11 protein-coding genes are annotated in these 17,151 nt (G+C 73.4%); 1 reads left to right on the forward strand and 10 read right to left on the reverse strand.

Annotation, left to right across the window (positions count from 1 at the left end; all coding sequences use genetic code 11):
• The first annotated feature begins 38 nt into the window (after nt 1–38).
• Complete coding sequence (locus HKK73_RS13050; RefSeq protein ID WP_171468164.1) at nt 39–677, forward strand: N-acetyltransferase; 639 nt, start codon at nt 39–41, stop codon at nt 675–677.
• Nucleotides 678–789: 112 nt separating this feature from the next.
• Here the strand turns inward: HKK73_RS13050 and HKK73_RS13055 are convergent, their stop codons facing one another.
• The 10 genes from HKK73_RS13055 to HKK73_RS13100 form a co-directional block, all read right to left on the reverse strand.
• Nucleotides 790–1,497: a hypothetical protein gene (locus tag HKK73_RS13055; RefSeq protein ID WP_170963681.1), complete on the reverse strand. Its 708-nt coding sequence runs from the start codon at nt 1,495–1,497 to the stop codon at nt 790–792.
• A gap of 286 nt (nt 1,498–1,783) precedes the next feature.
• Nucleotides 1,784–7,282 carry a ThuA domain-containing protein gene (locus HKK73_RS13060; RefSeq protein WP_171468165.1) on the reverse strand — a complete coding sequence of 1,833 codons (5,499 nt, stop codon included), beginning with the start codon at nt 7,280–7,282 and terminating at the stop codon, nt 1,784–1,786.
• A 189-nt stretch (nt 7,283–7,471) separates the two neighbouring features.
• Entirely contained in the window at nt 7,472–8,416 is a 945-nt protein-coding gene (locus HKK73_RS13065) for a sugar phosphate isomerase/epimerase (protein WP_253705642.1), read from the reverse strand.
• 185 nt (nt 8,417–8,601) lie between these two features.
• Entirely contained in the window at nt 8,602–9,825 is a 1,224-nt protein-coding gene (locus HKK73_RS13070; protein WP_086150715.1) for a substrate-binding domain-containing protein, read from the reverse strand.
• Between the two features lie 148 nt (nt 9,826–9,973).
• On the reverse strand, nt 9,974–11,056 hold the full coding sequence (locus tag HKK73_RS13075; RefSeq protein WP_171468166.1) for an ABC transporter permease: 1,083 nt from the start codon (nt 11,054–11,056) through the stop codon (nt 9,974–9,976).
• Nucleotides 11,053–12,099 carry an ABC transporter permease gene (locus HKK73_RS13080; RefSeq protein ID WP_021483021.1) on the reverse strand — a complete coding sequence of 349 codons (1,047 nt, stop codon included), beginning with the start codon at nt 12,097–12,099 and terminating at the stop codon, nt 11,053–11,055. The genes HKK73_RS13075 and HKK73_RS13080 overlap by 4 nt, the downstream gene beginning before the upstream one ends.
• On the reverse strand, nt 12,096–13,754 hold the full coding sequence (locus tag HKK73_RS13085) for a sugar ABC transporter ATP-binding protein (RefSeq protein ID WP_171468167.1): 1,659 nt from the start codon (nt 13,752–13,754) through the stop codon (nt 12,096–12,098). The genes HKK73_RS13080 and HKK73_RS13085 overlap by 4 nt, the downstream gene beginning before the upstream one ends.
• Complete coding sequence (locus tag HKK73_RS13090; protein WP_171468168.1) at nt 13,751–14,998, reverse strand: Gfo/Idh/MocA family protein; 1,248 nt, start codon at nt 14,996–14,998, stop codon at nt 13,751–13,753. The genes HKK73_RS13085 and HKK73_RS13090 overlap by 4 nt, the downstream gene beginning before the upstream one ends.
• Nucleotides 14,999–15,233: 235 nt before the next feature.
• Nucleotides 15,234–16,235 (reverse strand): sugar phosphate isomerase/epimerase, encoded by a 1,002-nt coding sequence (locus tag HKK73_RS13095; protein ID WP_021483379.1) that lies wholly within the window; start codon nt 16,233–16,235, stop codon nt 15,234–15,236.
• 40 nt (nt 16,236–16,275) lie between these two features.
• The gene (locus tag HKK73_RS13100) at nt 16,276–17,073 is read right to left on the reverse strand and encodes a hypothetical protein (RefSeq protein WP_171468169.1); all 798 of its coding nucleotides are present in this window, start codon (nt 17,071–17,073) and stop codon (nt 16,276–16,278) included.
• Nucleotides 17,074–17,151: the final 78 nt, after the last annotated feature.

Raw genomic sequence — 17,151 nt, forward strand, 5'->3', positions numbered from 1 at the left:
GTGCCGTGGGCGGAGACCGCGGGCGTAGATTTCCTGGCATGCCGGACGACACCACCACCGCCACGACGGCCGTGCGCCGCGCGACGACGGCCGACGCCGCCGCGCTCGCGGACCTGGCCGCGCTCACGTTCCCGCTCGCGTGCCCGCCCGGCACGTCGCCCGACGCGATCGCCGAGCACGTCGCGACGCAGCTCTCGCCCGACCGGTTCCGCGCGTGGGCCGCGAGCGCCGCGCACGCGCTGCTGCTCGTCGAGACGGCGGCGTCGTCGCCCGGGACCTCGACCGGCACCTCGACCGCCACGGCGGTCACTGCGAGCGACGCCGGGTCGCCCGAGGCCGCGAGCGGCCCCCTCGGGTACGCGCTGCTGGCACGAGGCCTCCCCGACGACCCGGACGTGGCGGCCGCGGTCGGGCCGGGCGAGGCGGTGGAGCTGTCGAAGATCTACGTGCACCCCGCCGCGCAGGGCACGGGCGTCGCGAGCGTGCTCATGACCGCGACGACGGGGGCCGCGGCGCTGCTCGGGCCCGGGCTCCCCCTCTGGCTCGGCACGAACGGGCACAACGCGCGCGCCCAGGCCTTCTACCGCAAGCACGGGTTCGCCGTGGTCGGGAGCCGGACGTACGTCGTCGGCGGGGAGACCCATGCGGACGTCGTCATGGCCCTGCCCCGCCGCTGACGGACGGGAGTTCCCGGTCGGGCTCGGCCTGCACCCCGGAGGGCGCCCGACCGGGAGGTCGGTGGGCGGCCCGTGCGGGCCGCGGTCGTCCGATGGACGGTGGTCGGTCGGCTCAATGGTCGTGCGCGTCCTCGCCGTCGGCGCCCTCGTGGCCGCCCTCATCACCGCCCGTGTGGCCGAGGCCGAGGCCCCCGTCGAGCGAGTCGTCGGGGTGGACGGGCAGGAAGACGTGGACGTGGCCCTGGCCGCCGGCCGTCGAGCGCAGGTCGAGCTGGACGGCGGCGAGACCCCACGTCTCGACGGCGCGCGTGCGCAGGTCGCCCGCGAGGGCGTACAGGTCCGGGGCCGCGGCGGGGTCGGCGCTCGCGGCGAGCCCGACGGCGTCGAGCGCGTCCCCGACGAGCTCGAGCGACGTGAGCATCCCGTTGCGGACGATGTTGTGCTCGGAGGAGCCGCTCGCGAGCGCCTCGGTCTCGGCGACGAGGCCGTCGACGGTCGCGTGCCACGCCGCGACGTCCGCCGGGTCCGCCGGGACGGCGCTCGACCCGTCGACGGGGAGCACCGCGTGGAGGCCGTGCAGGACGGGGACGAGCTCGGTCTGGAGATACCGGGCGTGGTCGATCGACGCGACCAGGTTCTCGGCGTCGCGCTCCTGCTCGGCCGCCTCGAGCTCCGCGACGCGCGCCGGGTCGACGGCGAAGCCGCCGTCGTCAGCGGCCGCGCCGCCGCGCGTGAGCCCCACGACGGCCGCGACGGCGACCGCCACGAGCGCGAGCGCGCCGACGACGAGCAGGACGCGGCGCCACGGGTCGAGGCCCACGAACCACCGGCGCGCGCGGACGCGCACCGGTGGCCGGGGTTCGGGGCGGCCGGCACCGCCCCGGTCGGCAGGACGGGAGCGTGCGGGCGTCGTCGGGCCGCCGGTGCGGCCGGTGCCCTTCCGGGCTCCTCCCGCCGGGGTCCGGGTCGTCGTCCGTGCCGAGGTGCGCTGTGCCACCTGTCGCTCCTGTCCTGTGGTCGTCCCGCCGGGTCCGCCGGCCCGGCCCGTGGGCCGGGCCGGCGAGGCGGCCGGTGACGGGGGCGGGTCTCCCGTCACCGGCCCGCCGTCAGCCGCAGCTCACGGCGTCGTACGGCACCTCGATCTCGGTCGTGACGTCGCCGAGCGTCGCCGTGACCGTCGCCGTGCCCGCCTCGAACGCCGTCGCGCGCGACGCGAACGACTGGTAGGCGTTGGCACCCACCTCGACCGCGCCGAACTCCTTGGAGCCGAACGGCGTGGTGAGGGTGATCGCGACGGGCGCCTCGTCGGCGTTCGTCGCGCGCAGGGCGAGGTACGCCTTGCCCGCGAGGCAGCGGGCCGAGGCGGTGACCTCGACGTCGACCGTGGGCTTGGGCTCGGACTCCGTCGTGAGACGGAACCAGTCGAACGCCACCGTGACCGGCGTCTCCTGCTCCGGACCGATCGCCATGAGGCCGACCTTGGTCAGCGCGGCGTCGTTCGTGACCGGGTCGCCCAGCGGCGTCCAATTCACCCCGCCGTCGCTGACCCAGCCCTGGTACGTGCTGCCCACCTTCTCGAGCCGCAGGTACCAGTAGCCCGACTCGGTCGAGTCGGCGAGCTCGAGCTGGCGGTTGCCGCCGTTGCCGAACTGGCCGCCCTTCTCCGAGACGAGCTCGGCGCCGAGGTTCAGCGCCGCGCCCGGGGCGTTCTTCGCGAGCACGTCGGCCTTGACGTAGTTGTCGTCGTCGCCGTACGCGATGAGGCCCGCGAGCTGCCACCGGTGCACGAGCGGCGCCTTGAACCGCGTCTCGACGACCCAGTCGCCCTCCGGTGCCGTCTGGAGGACGAAGTTGCGCGGGTCGCCGTTGTTGCCGGCGTTGATGTCGCCCGGCTGGGTCGTGATGCGCAGCTCGCCGTCGGCGACGGCGACCTTCGACCCGTCGTAGCGCACGATCGCGTCCCAGCGGCAGCCGTCGAGGGCGTCGCCCTCGAACTCGTCGCTCGGCTCGCGCTCGCCGTCGTCCGACCCGTCGCCCGTGACGCGCACGTGGTCGACCCTGGCGACCGAGTCGGGGGCCGCGGTGTCGCCGCCGGCCATCACGCCGAACGTCGCGCCCGGCTTCACGGGCGCCGAGCCCGCGAGCGCCGTCCACGTCTGGCCGTCCGCCGAGTACGCGGCCGTGATGGCGGAGCCGTCCGAGACGAGGCGCAGGTGGATCGACGTCGGGAAGTCCCCCGCGACGTTCGTCTGGCCGTGCCACGTGCGGGCGCCGCCGGTCTCGGTCTGGAACTCGAGGAACCGGTTGCCGTTCTGGTTCTTCGTGAACGCGAGCTTCGTGTACTCGTCGTCGGTCACGTGGACCAGGAGTCCGGCGTGCTGCCAGTGCCGGGCGAGCGGGACGTCGAGCTTCGTCTCGAGCGTCCAGGCGCCGGCGGGTGCGGGCTGACCGAGGTAGCTGATCGGCCCGGTCTGCGCCTCGTTGATGTCGCCCTGCACGACCGGCAGGACGGCGTGGCCGTCGGCGACGGTGATCGGCTTGCCGTCGGCCTGGCGGACGACCGTCCACCGCGGGTCGAGGGTGTCGCCGTCGAACTCGTCCGACGCCTGCGCGAGGCACTGCGGCGGGGTCTCCTCACCGGGTCCCCCGGTCTGCGGGTCGTCGTCGAACGCGAAGTCCTGGAACTCGACGGCGCTCGTGGCCGACGTGCTGTGCGCGGTGACGAAGAGCCCCACGTCCTGCACGGACGCCGCACCCGGGAGGGCCTGGGGCTCCCCGATCTGCGTGAAGTTCTCGCCGTCCTTGCTCCAGGAGGCCGTGTACAGGTCGCCGTCGCGCACGATCCGCACCCACGCGGGGTAGCTCGTCGAGCTCGCGGCGGACGACGTGACGAGCTGGCCGGCCGCGTTGCCGCGGAGCCACTCGAAGCCGCCGCTCGGGCGCATGCCCAGGGCGGCGTAGCCCGGCGAGCTCCCGACCTGCGTGACGTCGTTGCGGACGATGATCCCGGCCTTGGCAGACCCGTTCGAGTTGCCCTGGCTGTTGATCTTCACCGTCGCCGACCAGTTCTCGTCGGCGCCCTGCTCGCGGTAGATGGTCGAGTACTCGTCGGTGCCCTGCCACATGTTCGCGCCGCCCGACGTGATGAGGTACTTGCCCTCGGCGAGCTGCTCGAACGTCCCGTTCGCGTTGGTGAAGGTCTTCATGCCCCCGAAGAGGTCGCCGACCTGCGCCACGACGACGCGGGACCGCGTGTAGAGGCCCTTGTCGTTGGTCGCGACCGCGGTCAGCTCGTAGTTGTTGTCCGCCGTCACCTCCCACGTGGCCTCGTACGGCGCCTCGGTGTCGGTCCCGATCGACTCGCCGTCGACGAAGAACTCGACCTCGGTGACCGTGTTCTCCGTGTCGTCGGCCTCGGCCGTGACCGTGATCTCGCCCTGCTCCAGGCGCACGCCCGCCTCGGGCGCGGTGATGCGCACCTTCGGCCGCGTCGTGGCGGAGACGCCCTTGCCGTCGGCCTCGACGAAGTTCAGGCGACGCTCGCCCGCGCCGGGGAACACGACGTAGAGCGTGAACGGCTCCCGGGGGTCGGTGACGTCCACGGTCACGTCGGTGAACGTGCCGAGACCCGTCTGCGGGATCTGGGCCGTACCGAGGAGCTCGCCGTCCGCGGCGTCGCGCCGCAGCTCGATCGTGCCCTCGGCCGCCGCGGCGACGCGCAGCGTGAGCGCCTGCACGCCGTACAGGCTCACCGGGTCGTACGACGCCCAGGCCCCGTTCGACCCGGTGATGACCGAGCCGCCGCCCTCGACGTCCCGGCTCGGGATCGTCGTGGTGCCGTCGGAGTCGGCGTGGAACTCCGCCTCGCGCTTCTTCGGGAAGATGAGCGTGGTGTCCGAGCCGGTGAGGGCCGGGACGTCGTCCACGCCGCCGCGGTCGGTGTAGCGCGCGTCGATCACGTAGAAGACGTTCATGTCCTCGCCGTGGCCGCCGCCGAGGCTCGTCGCGACCGTGCCCGTCCGGCCGTGCAGCGGCTCGGAGGGGTGCGCGTGCGCGTCGTGGCCGAGCGCGGGCTGGATGATGACCTGCTCGTCGTCGATGGTCTCGCCGTCCGGCGAGTCCTCGGCGTCCGTCACGGCCACGTCCCACGTGATGTCGTCGCCGAAGGTGAAGAACGAGCCGGTGGGCGGCAGGCCGAAGTCGACCTCGGGCCGCGTGTTGCCGACCGTGATCGGCACGGTCGCCGTGCCCACCTTCCCGGCCGGGTCGGTCACCGTGAGGCGGGCGTCGTAGACGCCGTTCTCCGTGTAGGTGTGGCTCGGGGCGGCGGACGTCGAGTCCGTCGTGCCGTCACCGTCGAAGTCCCACGCGTACGTGAGCGCCTCGCCCTCGGGGTCGGTGCTCCCGGTCCCGTCGAACGACACCTCGAGCGGCGCGATGCCGGAGTCGGGCGTCGCGACCGGCTTCGACACCGGCGAGCGAGAGCCCGACAGGTAGTCGATGCGGTGCAGGCCCGAGTTGGGGTTGTCGCGGCCGAAGCCGCCGCCCCAGTCGAGCACGTACATCGCGCCGTCGGGCCCGAACTTCGAGTCGATCGGCGCCAGGAACTGCTCCTGCGGGAGGAACGGGTTGACCTTCTCGACGTCGGTCACGCCGGGAGCGGCCTCGGGGTCCTTGAGGTCGATCGTGTACATCTTGTTCCGGGCCCACTCGTAGAAGAAGGCCTTGCCGTCGTAGGACGACGGGAACTTCGTGTCGGAGTCGAGCTCCGGGTCGTACTCGTAGAACGGGCCGCCCATGGGCGCGAGGCCGCCGCCGGCGTTGATGACGCCGGGCACCGACGAGCGCTGGTAGCCGTACCAGAGGTCCGCCGGCTGCGCGGCGGGGAGCTCGGTGAGGCCGGTGTTCTTCACCGAGTCGTTGACCGGGGCGTCGCAGTCGAAGAAGTCACCGACCGTGACCGGGCTCGTGCGGTAGTCGACGTCGCGGAACGGCTCGTTGTTCCCCATGCACAGGGGCCAGCCGAAGAAGCCGGGCTCCTTGATGAGGTTCCACTCGGCGATGCCGGCCGGGCCGCGGTTCGCCGGGTTGTCCGACCCGTTGTCGGGTGAGTAGTCGGCGACGCCGAGGTTGCCCGTCTTCGGGTCGATGGTGAACCGGAACGGGTTGCGGAAGCCCATCGCGTAGATCTCGGGCAGCGTCTTCTCGGTGCCCGGCGCGAAGAGGTTGCCCTCGGGGATCGAGTACGTGCCGTCGTCCTCGGGGTGGACCCGCAGCACCTTGCCGCGCAGGTCGTTCGTGTTCGCCGACGTCGCGCGCGCGTCGTGGAACGTGCCGTCGCGCTCGGAGATCGGCGCATAGCCGCCCGACGGCTCGGAGTGCGGGTTCACGTCGTCGCCCACGCCGATGTACAGGTCACCGGTCTCGTGGTCGACGAGCAGGCCGCCGCCCGTGTGGCCCGGCTCGTCGGGCAGGCGCCCGGCCGGGATCTCCAGGAGGACCTTCTCCGACGCCGGGTCGATTACGGTCGCGCCCGGGCCGTCCGACGACACCGTGAACCGCGAGACGCGGTTGAAGAAGTTCGCCGGGTCGGAGTCGTTCGCGCTCGCGGGCGAGTAGTACTGGTACAGGTACCCGTTCTCCGCGAAGTCCTTGTCGAGCGCGATCCCGAGCAGGCCGTCCTCGCCGCCCGAGTACACGGGGAGCGTGAGCGCCGTCGTCGTGTTCTGCGTCCGCGGGTCGTAGACGCGGACCTGGCCGCGCACGAGCTCGGTGTAGAACACGCGGCCGTCGGGCGCGACGTCCATGCCGAAGGGGGCGCTTGTGTTGGAGTCGAGCGCGACCTTCTCGAACGAGCCCCAGTCGGTGCCGCCGCAGTCGCCCTCGACGAGGCCCGCGGCCCACTGCACGCCGCCGACGACGTGCTGCACGAAGTCGGGCTCCTGCGTGTAGTGCGCCCCGAAGTGGCCCATGCCCGTCATCCAGGCACGACCGCCGTCGTACGGCTTGCACCAGGAGATCGGGTGGTCGTAGCCCATCTTGTTGCCGCCGGCGTCGTACGTCGTCTCGTCCATCGTGGCGAGGACGTGCGCGCTGCCGCGGACGTTGGCCGAGAAGTTGTACCACTCGTCCGCGCGCGTCCAGCGCTGGGACAGGTGCTCGGTCGACGGGTGCGTGCGGTCCTCGACGCGGACCGTGCCGGGCAGGCCGGGGCTGTTGCCCGTGGCGGCGTGACCGGGCATGAGCGCGCCGATCATGTCGTCCCACCACTGGTAGCTGCCGCGCATGTCGGTCGCGTTGTGGATCGCGACGATGCCGCCGCCCGCCTGCTGGTAGCGCTCGAGCGCGGCCTTCTCGTCCGCGTTCCACGGGTCGCCCGACGTCTGGAACATGACCAGGGCGTCGTACTGCGCGAGGTTCTCGTCGGTGAACACCGAGGAGTCCTCGGTGTGGTCGGACTCGATGCCGACCTCGGCGAACGCGGCCTCGAGCACGGGCGTGCCCTGCGTGATCGCCTCGGTGTGCCGGAACTGGGTCGTCTTGGTGAAGATGAGCACCTTGTGCTCTTCGTCCGCAGGGACGGGGTCGTCCGCGGCAGCGGCCATCGTGACGGGCGCAAGCGTGAACGCGAGCGCCCCGACGGTCAGTGCGGCGACCGATCTCGCCCTGCGTGGGCGTCGTGCAGTCATCGTGGTGCCTCCAGGGGCATGACGTGCGGGCCCGGACGTCGTCGTCCGGGCAGGGTGGTCGTCATCCCGCGGCGTGCCGGCGCCGGCGGTCGTCTGCGACTACGGCTACGTGCTCTCCGGCTCGGGCATCAGTCCCTTCAGGTAGGCGAGGCCATCGACGGCGATGGCGTCCTGGGTCGGCGCCAGCGGGCGCCAGATCGAGGCGGCCGTGGCGATCGTCGCGTTCTCGGCGGTGAAGGACTCGATGACGAGCGGTCCGTCGTAGCCGGTCGCGTCGAGCGCGGCGAGCAGGCCGCGCCAGTCGAGGTGGTCGGTGCCCGGTGCGCCGCGGTCGTTGCCGCACACCTGGACGTGCGCGATGCGCTCGCCCGCGCGCGCCACCGCGGCGGGCAGGTCCGTCTCCTCGATGTTCATGTGGTAGACGTCGAGCATGAGGCCGATGCCGGCCGCGGGCAGGCGCCGCACGACCTCCAGCCCCTGGTCGACGGTGTTGACGAGGCTCGTCTCGTAGCGGTTGAGCGGCTCGAGCCCGACGACGACGCCCGCCGCCACGGCGTGCTCGACGACCGGGGCGAGGTGCTCGGCGAGCTCCTCGTAGGCGGCCTCGCGCTCGGCCGGGCCGAGCCGCCACGTGCGCCCGACCGACGCGTACGCCGGGCCGCCGATCACCGGGGCGCCGACGGTCCGCGCGACGTCGACGACGTGACGCAGGTAGTCCTGGGTGGCGCGCACCGTCGCGGCGTCCGTGGCGACGAGCTCGCGGCCCTCGCCCATGACGAGCGAGACGCTCGCGGCGAGGCCGTGGTCGGCGAGCACGGCGGCCGCCGTCGCCGGGTCCCAGTCCCCCGGGTTCTCGACGGGCAGCTCGAGCACGTCGAAGCCCCACCCCGCGACGCGCGGGGCGATGCCGCGCAGCGCGTCGTCGGTCAGGGGCGACGTCCACACCCACGTGTTGACGCCGAGCGCGCGCCGGCGCACCGGGGCGGGCGCGCCGTCGGGCGCGAGCAGGTCGGTCGCGCGGTGCGCGGGGGTCGGGCCGGGAAGAGCCACGTCGCTCTCTCTCGTCGGGTCCGAGCACTCGGCCGTCCCGCCCGCGTGCCCGACGCCGCGGCGCGCCCCCGTGCGGGAGGTGCGCCGCGCCGTCGGGCGGGCGGGCGGGGCGCCCGGCCGGTCGGACGGCGGCCGGGCGGCCCCAGGTGGTCCGGCCGCGCGGCCGGACCCGGGTGGTGCTGGCGTCAGCGGTCGGTCCACGCCTCCGGGAACCCGGGCAGGTCCTCGCCGCCGAACTTCGCGTAGTGCAGGGACGGCATGTCCTTGTTCGCCTCGAGGTAGGCGTCGAGGTCCTCGGCGACGACCGGCGACTGCGGCAGGACCCACTCGGACGGCACCTGCTCGCCGGCCCAGATCATCTGCGCCGCGAGGATCGGCGTGCGCCACTGGAAGTTGGAGTACACGGCGCCGATGGCGGTCATGTCCGTGTCCTTCCACTTGCGCAGGAAGCTCATCTCGTCCTCGCCCATGAAGACCGGGTACGGCTTGCCCGCGTCCTCGAACGCCTCGACGGCCGCGACGGCGCCGTCGCCGGCGTCCATCCAGATGCCGTCCACGTCCCCGCGCTGGAGGTACTGCGTGACGATGTCCTTGATCTTCGCGCCGTCACCGCCGGTGAACTCGGCGCCCACGACCTCGAGCTCCGACTCGGAGAAGATCTTGTCGGCCGCGGCCCAGCGGTTCTCGAGCACGTCGACGCCGGGCAGGATGCGCAGCGCGAGGACCTTCGAGCCGGGCTCGAGGTTCTCGACGAGGAACTCGGCGCCGTCGGCGCCGTACGCGTAGCCGCCGATCGGGTGGATGAACGTCACCATGCAGTCGGTGTTGACGCCGCGGTCGAACACGATGACGGGCTTGCCCGACTCGCACGCCGCCTCGACGGCGGGCGTGAGGGTCGCGGTGGTCGACGGCGAGATGACGATCGCGTCGCAGTCGCCGGCCGCGACGAACGCCTGGATGTCGGAGATCTGCTTGTTGTCGTCGTCGGCGGCGTCGGAGACGCGGAACTCGCCGATCACGCCCGCCTCGGTGAGGACGTCGACCTGCTGCTGCATGGTGATGAACCCGGTGACGCGCCACGGGTTGGACACCGACGCGTTCGAGAAGCACAGCGTGTTGCCGCCCTCGGCGCTCGCGAACTCGGCCGTGTCCACGTACTCGGGCTCGATGGCCTGGAGCCACGGCTGGTCGGCCGGGCCCTCGGGCACGACCTCGCGCTGGGCGAGCTGGCGGTCGTAGTCCGCCTGGACGAACCACTCGGAGTCGGCGCCGCCGGACTCCTCGCCCGCGGGGCTCTCCTCGGCCGAGGTCTCCCCGCCCGTGTCGGTGGGGGTGTCGGTCGTGCAGGCGGCCGCGAGGAACAGCGTGGCCACCGCCGTGCCGGCCAGGAGTGCTCGTGTACGTCGCATGTCCTTCTTCTCCTTGGTGAGACGTCGTCGTCCCGCAACGTGCGGGGAAGGGGGTACAGCTCGGGTGCTGCCGCACGGCCGTGCGCGGGGGTCCGGCAGGGGTCGTGCGCGGGGAGGGGCGCGGGCGTCGTCGCCGGGCGCGCGGGGCTCAGGCGTTCGCGGGGGCGGGCTCCTTCGGTGCGGGGGTCGGGCCCGCCGCCGGCGGGGCGTCGGGGGTGGACGCGCGGCGCCGCGACCGGCGCGGCAGCGCGGCGTAGGCGACGGCCGTGATGATGATCACGCCCTGCACGGCGGGGCGGATCGTCGACGGCAGGCTCAGCTGGTTGAAGAGGGTGAACAGCGCCTCGAGCGTGAGCGCGCCCGCCATCGCGGCGATCACGGTCCCCCGCCCGCCGCCGAGGACGACGCCCCCGAGCACGACGGCGGTGATCGCCATGAACTCCAGGCCCTGCCCGACCTGGGCGGTGACGCCGGCGTACCCGCCGATGAGGATCGCCGCAACGGTCGCCAGGAAGCCCGAGAGGAGGAAGGCGCGCGTGCGCACCCACCACACCGAGCCGCCCGCGTAGCCCGCCGCGACGTCGTTGTCGCCCGTGGCGACGAGCGTGCGGCCGAAGGGGCGGCGCATGAGCAGGGCCGCGGCCACGCCGAGCACGACGACGACGAGCAGCGCGTACGGCACCTGGAACTGGCCCGGGGTGTCGGGGATGCCCCCGCGTCCCCACTGCCGGAACCCGTCGGTGAGGGCGCCCGTGGGGGCGCCGCCCGTCCAGAGCCGGATCGCGCCGTAGAGCACGAGCATCATGCCGAGCGTCGTGATGAACGACGGCACCTTGAGCAGCGTCGTCACGAGGCCGTTGACCAGCCCGACCGCGAGGCCGAAGACGATCATGAGGGCCATGACGGGCCAGGTCATGGAGTCCTCGCCGTCCATGAGCTTCGCGGCGATGACGACCTGGGCGCCCACGAGCGAGCCGACCGACAGGTCGAACTCGCCCGAGACGATGACGAAGTACTGCCCGATCGCGAGGATGACCAGCGGCGCGGCCTTCTTGACGAACGCCATGAGCGACATGGGCTCGCCGAACGACGGGTTCATCACGAGGATGACCGCGAAGACGAGCACGAGCAGCGCGAACACGGTCCAGCTGCCGCCCGCGGTGAGGCGCTCGAGCCAGCCGGCCCGCGGCGCGCGCGCCGGGATGGTCCGGCGCGTGGTGTCGGTGGTCATGCGGACGCACCTCCGGTGCGGGTCGGGCGGAAGCGGGCCCGGCTGCTCGCCGGGTCGATCTGGCGCCGGGCGTACAGGGCGACGGCGGCGATGATGATGACGCCGCGCAGCACGTCCTTGAAGAACGGGTCGACGTCGAGCACGTTGAACACCGTGTCGAGCACGGCGAGGATGAGCACGCCCCCCACCGTCCCGACGACCGAGCCGCGCCCGCCCATGAGGAGCGTCCCGCCGAGCACGACGGCGGCGATCGAGTCGAGGTCGAGACCGTAGGAGTAGACGAGCGCGTTGCCGGTGCCGAAGCGCGCGGCGATGAGCAGGCCGGCGACGCCCGCGCAGACCGAGCACAGCACGTGCGCGAGGACCAGCGTCCGGTCCGTCCGGATGCCCGAGAGCCGCGCGACGTCGGTGTTCCCCCCGACGGCGAACATGTGGTACCCGGGGCGGGTGCGCGTCAGGAGCACGACGCCCACGGCCGCGACGAGCAGCATGACGACCGTCGAGACCGGCACCGGGCCGACGCGCGTGTACCCGAACATCTGGAACGAGGCGGGCACCTCCCCCGCCGGGCCCTTGAACTGCGTGTCGAGGTAGCCCTTGATGATGAGCCCGACGCCGAGCGTCGCGATGAACGCGTTGACGCGCAGCTTCGCGATGACGAGCCCGTTGACGAGGCCGACGACCGCCGCGACGCCCACCGCCGCGAGGACGCCGAGCCAGACGCGCGACGGGTCGCCCGCCATCGTCGTCGCGCCGACGATCGAGCTGAGCGCGACGACGTAGCCGACGGACAGGTCGAGCGACTTGCACAGGACGGCGAACGTCTGCCCGATCGCGACGAAGCCGAGCAGGCTCGTCTGCGTGAGCATGTACGCCGTGTTCGCCGTGCTGAACAGGTTGCCGCCGCCCACGGCCACGAGGACGCCGGCGATCACGAGGATCCCGACGAGGGCGAGGTAGACGATCTCCGTCGAACCCAGCCGGCGACGGCGCGCGGGTGCGCGGCTCGCGGTGGGGGCGGCGGTCGCGACCGCGGTGCTCATCGGTGCTCCTTCGGGCCGTCGGGGGCGTGCGGGGCGCTGCGGGGCGTGGTGCCGGGGTCGGCGCCCGGGAGGTCGTCGGCGTCGGCGAGGGCGCCGAGGTCCACCTGGACGTGCTCGCCGGAGGTGTCCGCGCCCGCGCCCGTGGCGAGCGCCATGACGGTCTCCTCGTCGCTGCCCGCGGGGAGCTCGCCCGCGAGGCGGCCGTCGCGCATGACGAGCACGCGGTCGGCCATGGCGACCACCTCGGGGAGCTCGGACGAGATGAACAGCACGGCGACGCCGTTCGCCGTGAGCTCGCGCATGAGGTCGTAGACCGCGCGCTTGGCGCCCACGTCGATGCCGCGCGTCGGCTCGTCGAGCACGATGACCTGCGGGTCCGTGACGAGCCACTTCGCGAGGACGACCTTCTGCTGGTTGCCGCCCGACAGGTACTGGACCTCGGCCTCCTGCGAGCTCGCGACGAGCTCGAGCGAGGACAGGATGCCCGGGATGCGCTTGGCGCGCCGGTCGGCCTGGCCGGGCACGACGGCGTCGAGCACGAGGCGCGCGTTGGCGAGGATCGACTGGCCCAGCGCGAGCCCCTCGGCCTTGCGGTCCTCGGTGACGAGCGCGAGGCCGGCGCGGACCGCCTGGCGCGGCGAGCGCACGTCGACCGGCTTCCCGCCGACGAGGACGCGGCCGCGCGTGAAGCCCGCGATGCCGAAGACGCCGTGCGCGATCTCCGTGCGCCCCGAGCCCTGCAGCCCGGCGAGCGCGACGATCTCGCCCGCACGGACCTCCAGCGACACGTCGTCGACCTGCGTGTTGCCGACGCCCTCGAGCGCGAGCCGCACCTCGCCCGGGACGATCGCGGGGTCCTTGTCCGGGAAGTACCCCGCGAAGTCGCGGCCGACCATCGTGCGCACGAGCCGGTCCGCGTCGATGTCCGCCGTCGGCGTCGTCAGCACGTGGTTGCCGTCCTTGAGCACCGTGATGGTGTCGCAGAGGTCGAAGATCTCCTTGAGGCGGTGCGAGACGTAGAGGATCGCGACGCCGCGCTCCTTGAGCCGGTGCACGAGCTCGTAGAGGAGCTCGACCTCCTGGTCGGCGAGCGCCGCCGTCGGCTCGTCCATGGAGATGATCCGCGCGTCGTAGGAGACGGCCTTGACGATCTCGACGATCTGCTGCTGCGCCACGGACAGCGAGCCGACGCGCGTCCACGACGCGAGCCCCGTCAGGCCGAGCTCGGTGAGCAGGGCGGTCGTGTCCGCGTGCATGCGCCGCCGGTCGACGAGGCCCGCGCGGCGCGGCTCGCGGCCGAGGTAGACGTTCTCGGCGACGGACCGCTCGGGCAGGAGGTTGAACTCCTGGAACACCGTCGACACGCCCGCGTGCTGCGCGGCGAGCGGCGAGGCGAACGTCGTCGTCACGCCGTCGAGCTCGAGCGTGCCCGCGTCGGGGCGGTGCACGCCGGCGATGATCTTCATGAGCGTGGACTTGCCGGCGCCGTTCTCGCCGACGAGCGCGTGGACCTCGCCGGGCCGCACGTCGAGGTCGATCCCGCGCAGCACGGAGTTCCCGAAGAACTCCTTGCCGATGCCGCGCAGGCGCAGGAGCGGCCGGTCGTCGCCCTCCCCCGCGGCGGGACGCGGCTCGCGCGTCGTCGTCGCGGTCACGACGCGACCTCGACCCAGCCGCCCGTGCGCACGGACGTGGCCACGGCGTCGGCGAGCCGCGCGGCGCGCAGGCCGTCGTCGAACGTGGGCAGGCCGTCCGGGACGGCGCCCCCGATGGCCGCGGCGGTGTCGGCGACGAGCGCGTCGAAGCAGTCCTGGTAGCCCTGCGCGTGCCCGGCGGGGAGGCGCGAGTACCGGGCCGCCGCCGGGGAGAGCGTCTCGGGGTCGCGCACGAGGAGGCGCGACGTCGTGCGCCGGCCCTCCCAGAGCGTCTCGGGCTGCTCCTGGTCGAACGCGAGGGTGGACTCCGAGCCGGAGATCTCCAGGTAGAGCCGGTTCTTGCGGCCGGCCGACACCTGCGAGATCACGGCCGAGCCGAGCGCGCCGCCGTCCGTCGCGTACTGGAGCGTCACGGCGTCCTCGGTCGCGACCTCGTGCACGACGCCGTCGGCGCCGCGGCGGTGCGGGTTCACCGTGGCCGACTGCGCGACGAGGCGCGCGATGCGCTGGCCCGTCGTGAACTCCAGCAGGTCGCAGAAGTGGGAGCCGATGTCGCCGAACGCGCGGCTCGCGCCGCCCAGCGCGGGGTCGACGCGCCAGTTGTCGTCGGAGTCGCGCAGCAGCCAGTCCTGCAGGTACGAGCCGTGCACGAGCGAGACGGTGCCCACCTCGCCGCGGCGCACGCGCTCGCGCGCCTCGCGGACCATGGCGTGGAAGCGGTAGGTGAACGGCACGACGGCGACGCGACCGTCCCGCTCGCGCGCCGCGGCCGCGAGGCCGGCGAGCTCGACCGCGCCCGCGACGTCGGTCGCGAGCGGCTTCTCGCACACCACGTGCTTGCCGGCGGCGAGCGCCGCGCGCGCCAGGGGGACGTGCAGGTGGTTGGGCGTGCACACGTGCACCACGTCGACCTCGGGGTCGATGAGCAGCTCCTCGACCGTCGCGACGGCGCGTTCGGCGCCGAGGCCCGGCGCGGCGGCGCGCGCGATGTCGAGGTCGGCGGCGGCGACGCTCACGACGCGGCCTCCGCCCGTGCGCACGGCCCGGGCGTGGACCCCGCCCATGAACCCGGTGCCGAGGATCCCGGCGCGGTACCCGGCGGCGGGCAGCCCGAGCTCGTCGGGGCTGCTGGCGGGGAAGGTGCTTCGGGCGGTCGAGGCCCCTGGCGTGGTCGCTCCCGGGAGGGGCGTCCCCGGCTCCAGCACCGGGGTACGCACGTCCTGCGCGACGTCGTCGGCTCGCATGGATGACAACGTAGGGGCACTTATGTCGAGGGTCAAGCAAAAGCCGAACATTGACCGTCACGGTTAGATAACCCTGGCCGCAAAACAAATGTGAAGGCTCACACGACCATCCCCCGGACGCGCGCACGCCACCGCCCCCGGCCGTCGGGACGACCGGGGGCGGTGGCGTGTCGGACTGCCCCCACCCGCCGGCCGGCGACGCCGGCCGGCGGGGAGACTGCGGTGCTGCGTGGTGCTACTTGGTCGAGAACGCGGCGTCGAAGGCCGCGTCGGGCGCGTCGAACGCGTACTTCTTGACGAACTCCAGGGCCTCGGGCGCGCCGACGAGACGGTCCATGCCCGCGTCCTCCCACTCGACCGAGATCGGGCCCTCGTAGCCGATCGTGTTGAGCATGCGGAACGCGTCCTCCCACGGCACGTCGCCGTGGCCCGTGGAGATGAAGTCCCAGCCGCGGCGCGGGTCCGCCCAGGCCAGGTGCGAGCCCATCCGGCCGTTGCGGCCGTTGTGCATCCGCTTCTTCGTGTCCTTGCAGTCCACGTGGTAGATGCGGTCCTTGAAGTCCCACAGGAAGCTCACCGGGTCGAGGTCCTGCCACACCATGTGGCTCGGGTCCCAGTTGAGCCCGAACGCCTCGCGGTGCCCGATCGCCTCGAGCGTGCGGACCGTCGTCCAGTAGTCGTACGCGATCTCGCTCGGGTGCACCTCGTGCGCGAACCGGACCCCGACCTCGTCGAACACGTCGAGGATCGGGTTCCAGCGGTCCGCGAAGTCCTGGTACCCGGCGTCGATCGCCTCCTGGGAGACCGGCGGAAACATCGCGACGTACTTCCAGATCGCCGAGCCCGTGAAGCCCACGACGGTCTTCACACCCAGCTTCGCCGCGAGGCGCGCGGTGTGCTTCATCTCCTCCGCGGCGCGCTGGCGCACGCCCTCGGGGTCGCCGTCGCCCCACACGACGTCCGGCAGGATGTCGCGGTGGCGCTGGTCGATCGGGTCGTCGCACACCGCCTGGCCCTTGAGGTGGTTCGAGATCGCGTAGACCTTGAGGTCGTACTTGGCCAGCAGGTCGAGCTTGCCCTGGACGTACTCGTCGTCGTCCCAGCGCCAGGGGTCGAGGTGGTCGCCCCAGCACGCGATCTCCAGGCCGTCGTAGCCCCAGCCGGACGCGAGGCGTGCCACCTCCTCGAACGGCAGGTCGGCCCACTGCCCGGTGAAGAGGGTGATCGGTCGTGCCATGGTCGTGTCTCCTTCGGTCGTTCTCGGTTCGTGCCCGGGGTCACCGGGCGGACGTCTTGGTCAGGGGGCGGGGCGTGTCCCCCGCGGCCTCGTCGGTGCCCGACGCGCGCGCGCGGCGCCGCACGACGACGTAGCCCGCGGCGAGCAGCAGCGCGGCGACCACGGCGACGGCGACCCACACGAGCGCGCTCGTCGACCCGTCGTCCGTGGCGGTGCCGTCGCCCGCGGCGCCCTCTCCGGCGGCGTCGTCGCCTGCGGCGGCGTCGTCGCCGGCCGCGTCGGCGCCCGCCGCGTCACCCTCCGCGCCGGCGGCCTCGCCGCCCTCCTGCGCCGCCGCGTCGTCGCCCTCGCGCGGGGCGGGCTCCGGCAACGGCACGACGTCGACCTGCGCCGTCGCGGTGGCCTCGGCGGGGTGGGTGATCGTGGCGGTGAGCGTCCAGTTGCCGTCGGCGAGGACGCCGGGGTCGGACGTGTACCAGCCGACGCCCTCGGACGCCGACCGCAGCGTGAGGGGGCCGACGGTCTCGCCGGCCGCGGACTCCCCCGTCACCGAGACGTCGGCCGCCTCCTCCACGGGGTGGCCGTCGACCTTCCAGGTGAGGTTCGCGGACACGCCGCCCTGGCCGTCCGTGCCGAGCGAGATGACGACGTCGCCGCCGTGGGCGCCGGCCGGGGCCGCGCCGACGAGCGCGAGCACGCCGCCGAGCAGGAGGCCCAGCGCCGCGGTGAGGAGCGCGCGGGCACGGAGCCGCGTGGGGGCGGCCGTCCGGCGGAGCGGCGCGCGCCGCGTCACGCCCGGAGGTCGGGGGCTGGTGCGCTGGCGGGGCGTACGGGACATCGGGTCATCACCTCGTCGTGGGTCCGTGTGCGGTGGGGGGCGGCGGTCGTCGCCGGTCCCCCGGGGTGCCCCGGCGCC

The organism is Cellulosimicrobium sp. 72-3 (genome assembly GCF_013127315.1).
GTDB classification, from domain to species: Bacteria; Actinomycetota; Actinomycetes; order Actinomycetales; family Cellulomonadaceae; genus Cellulosimicrobium; species Cellulosimicrobium funkei.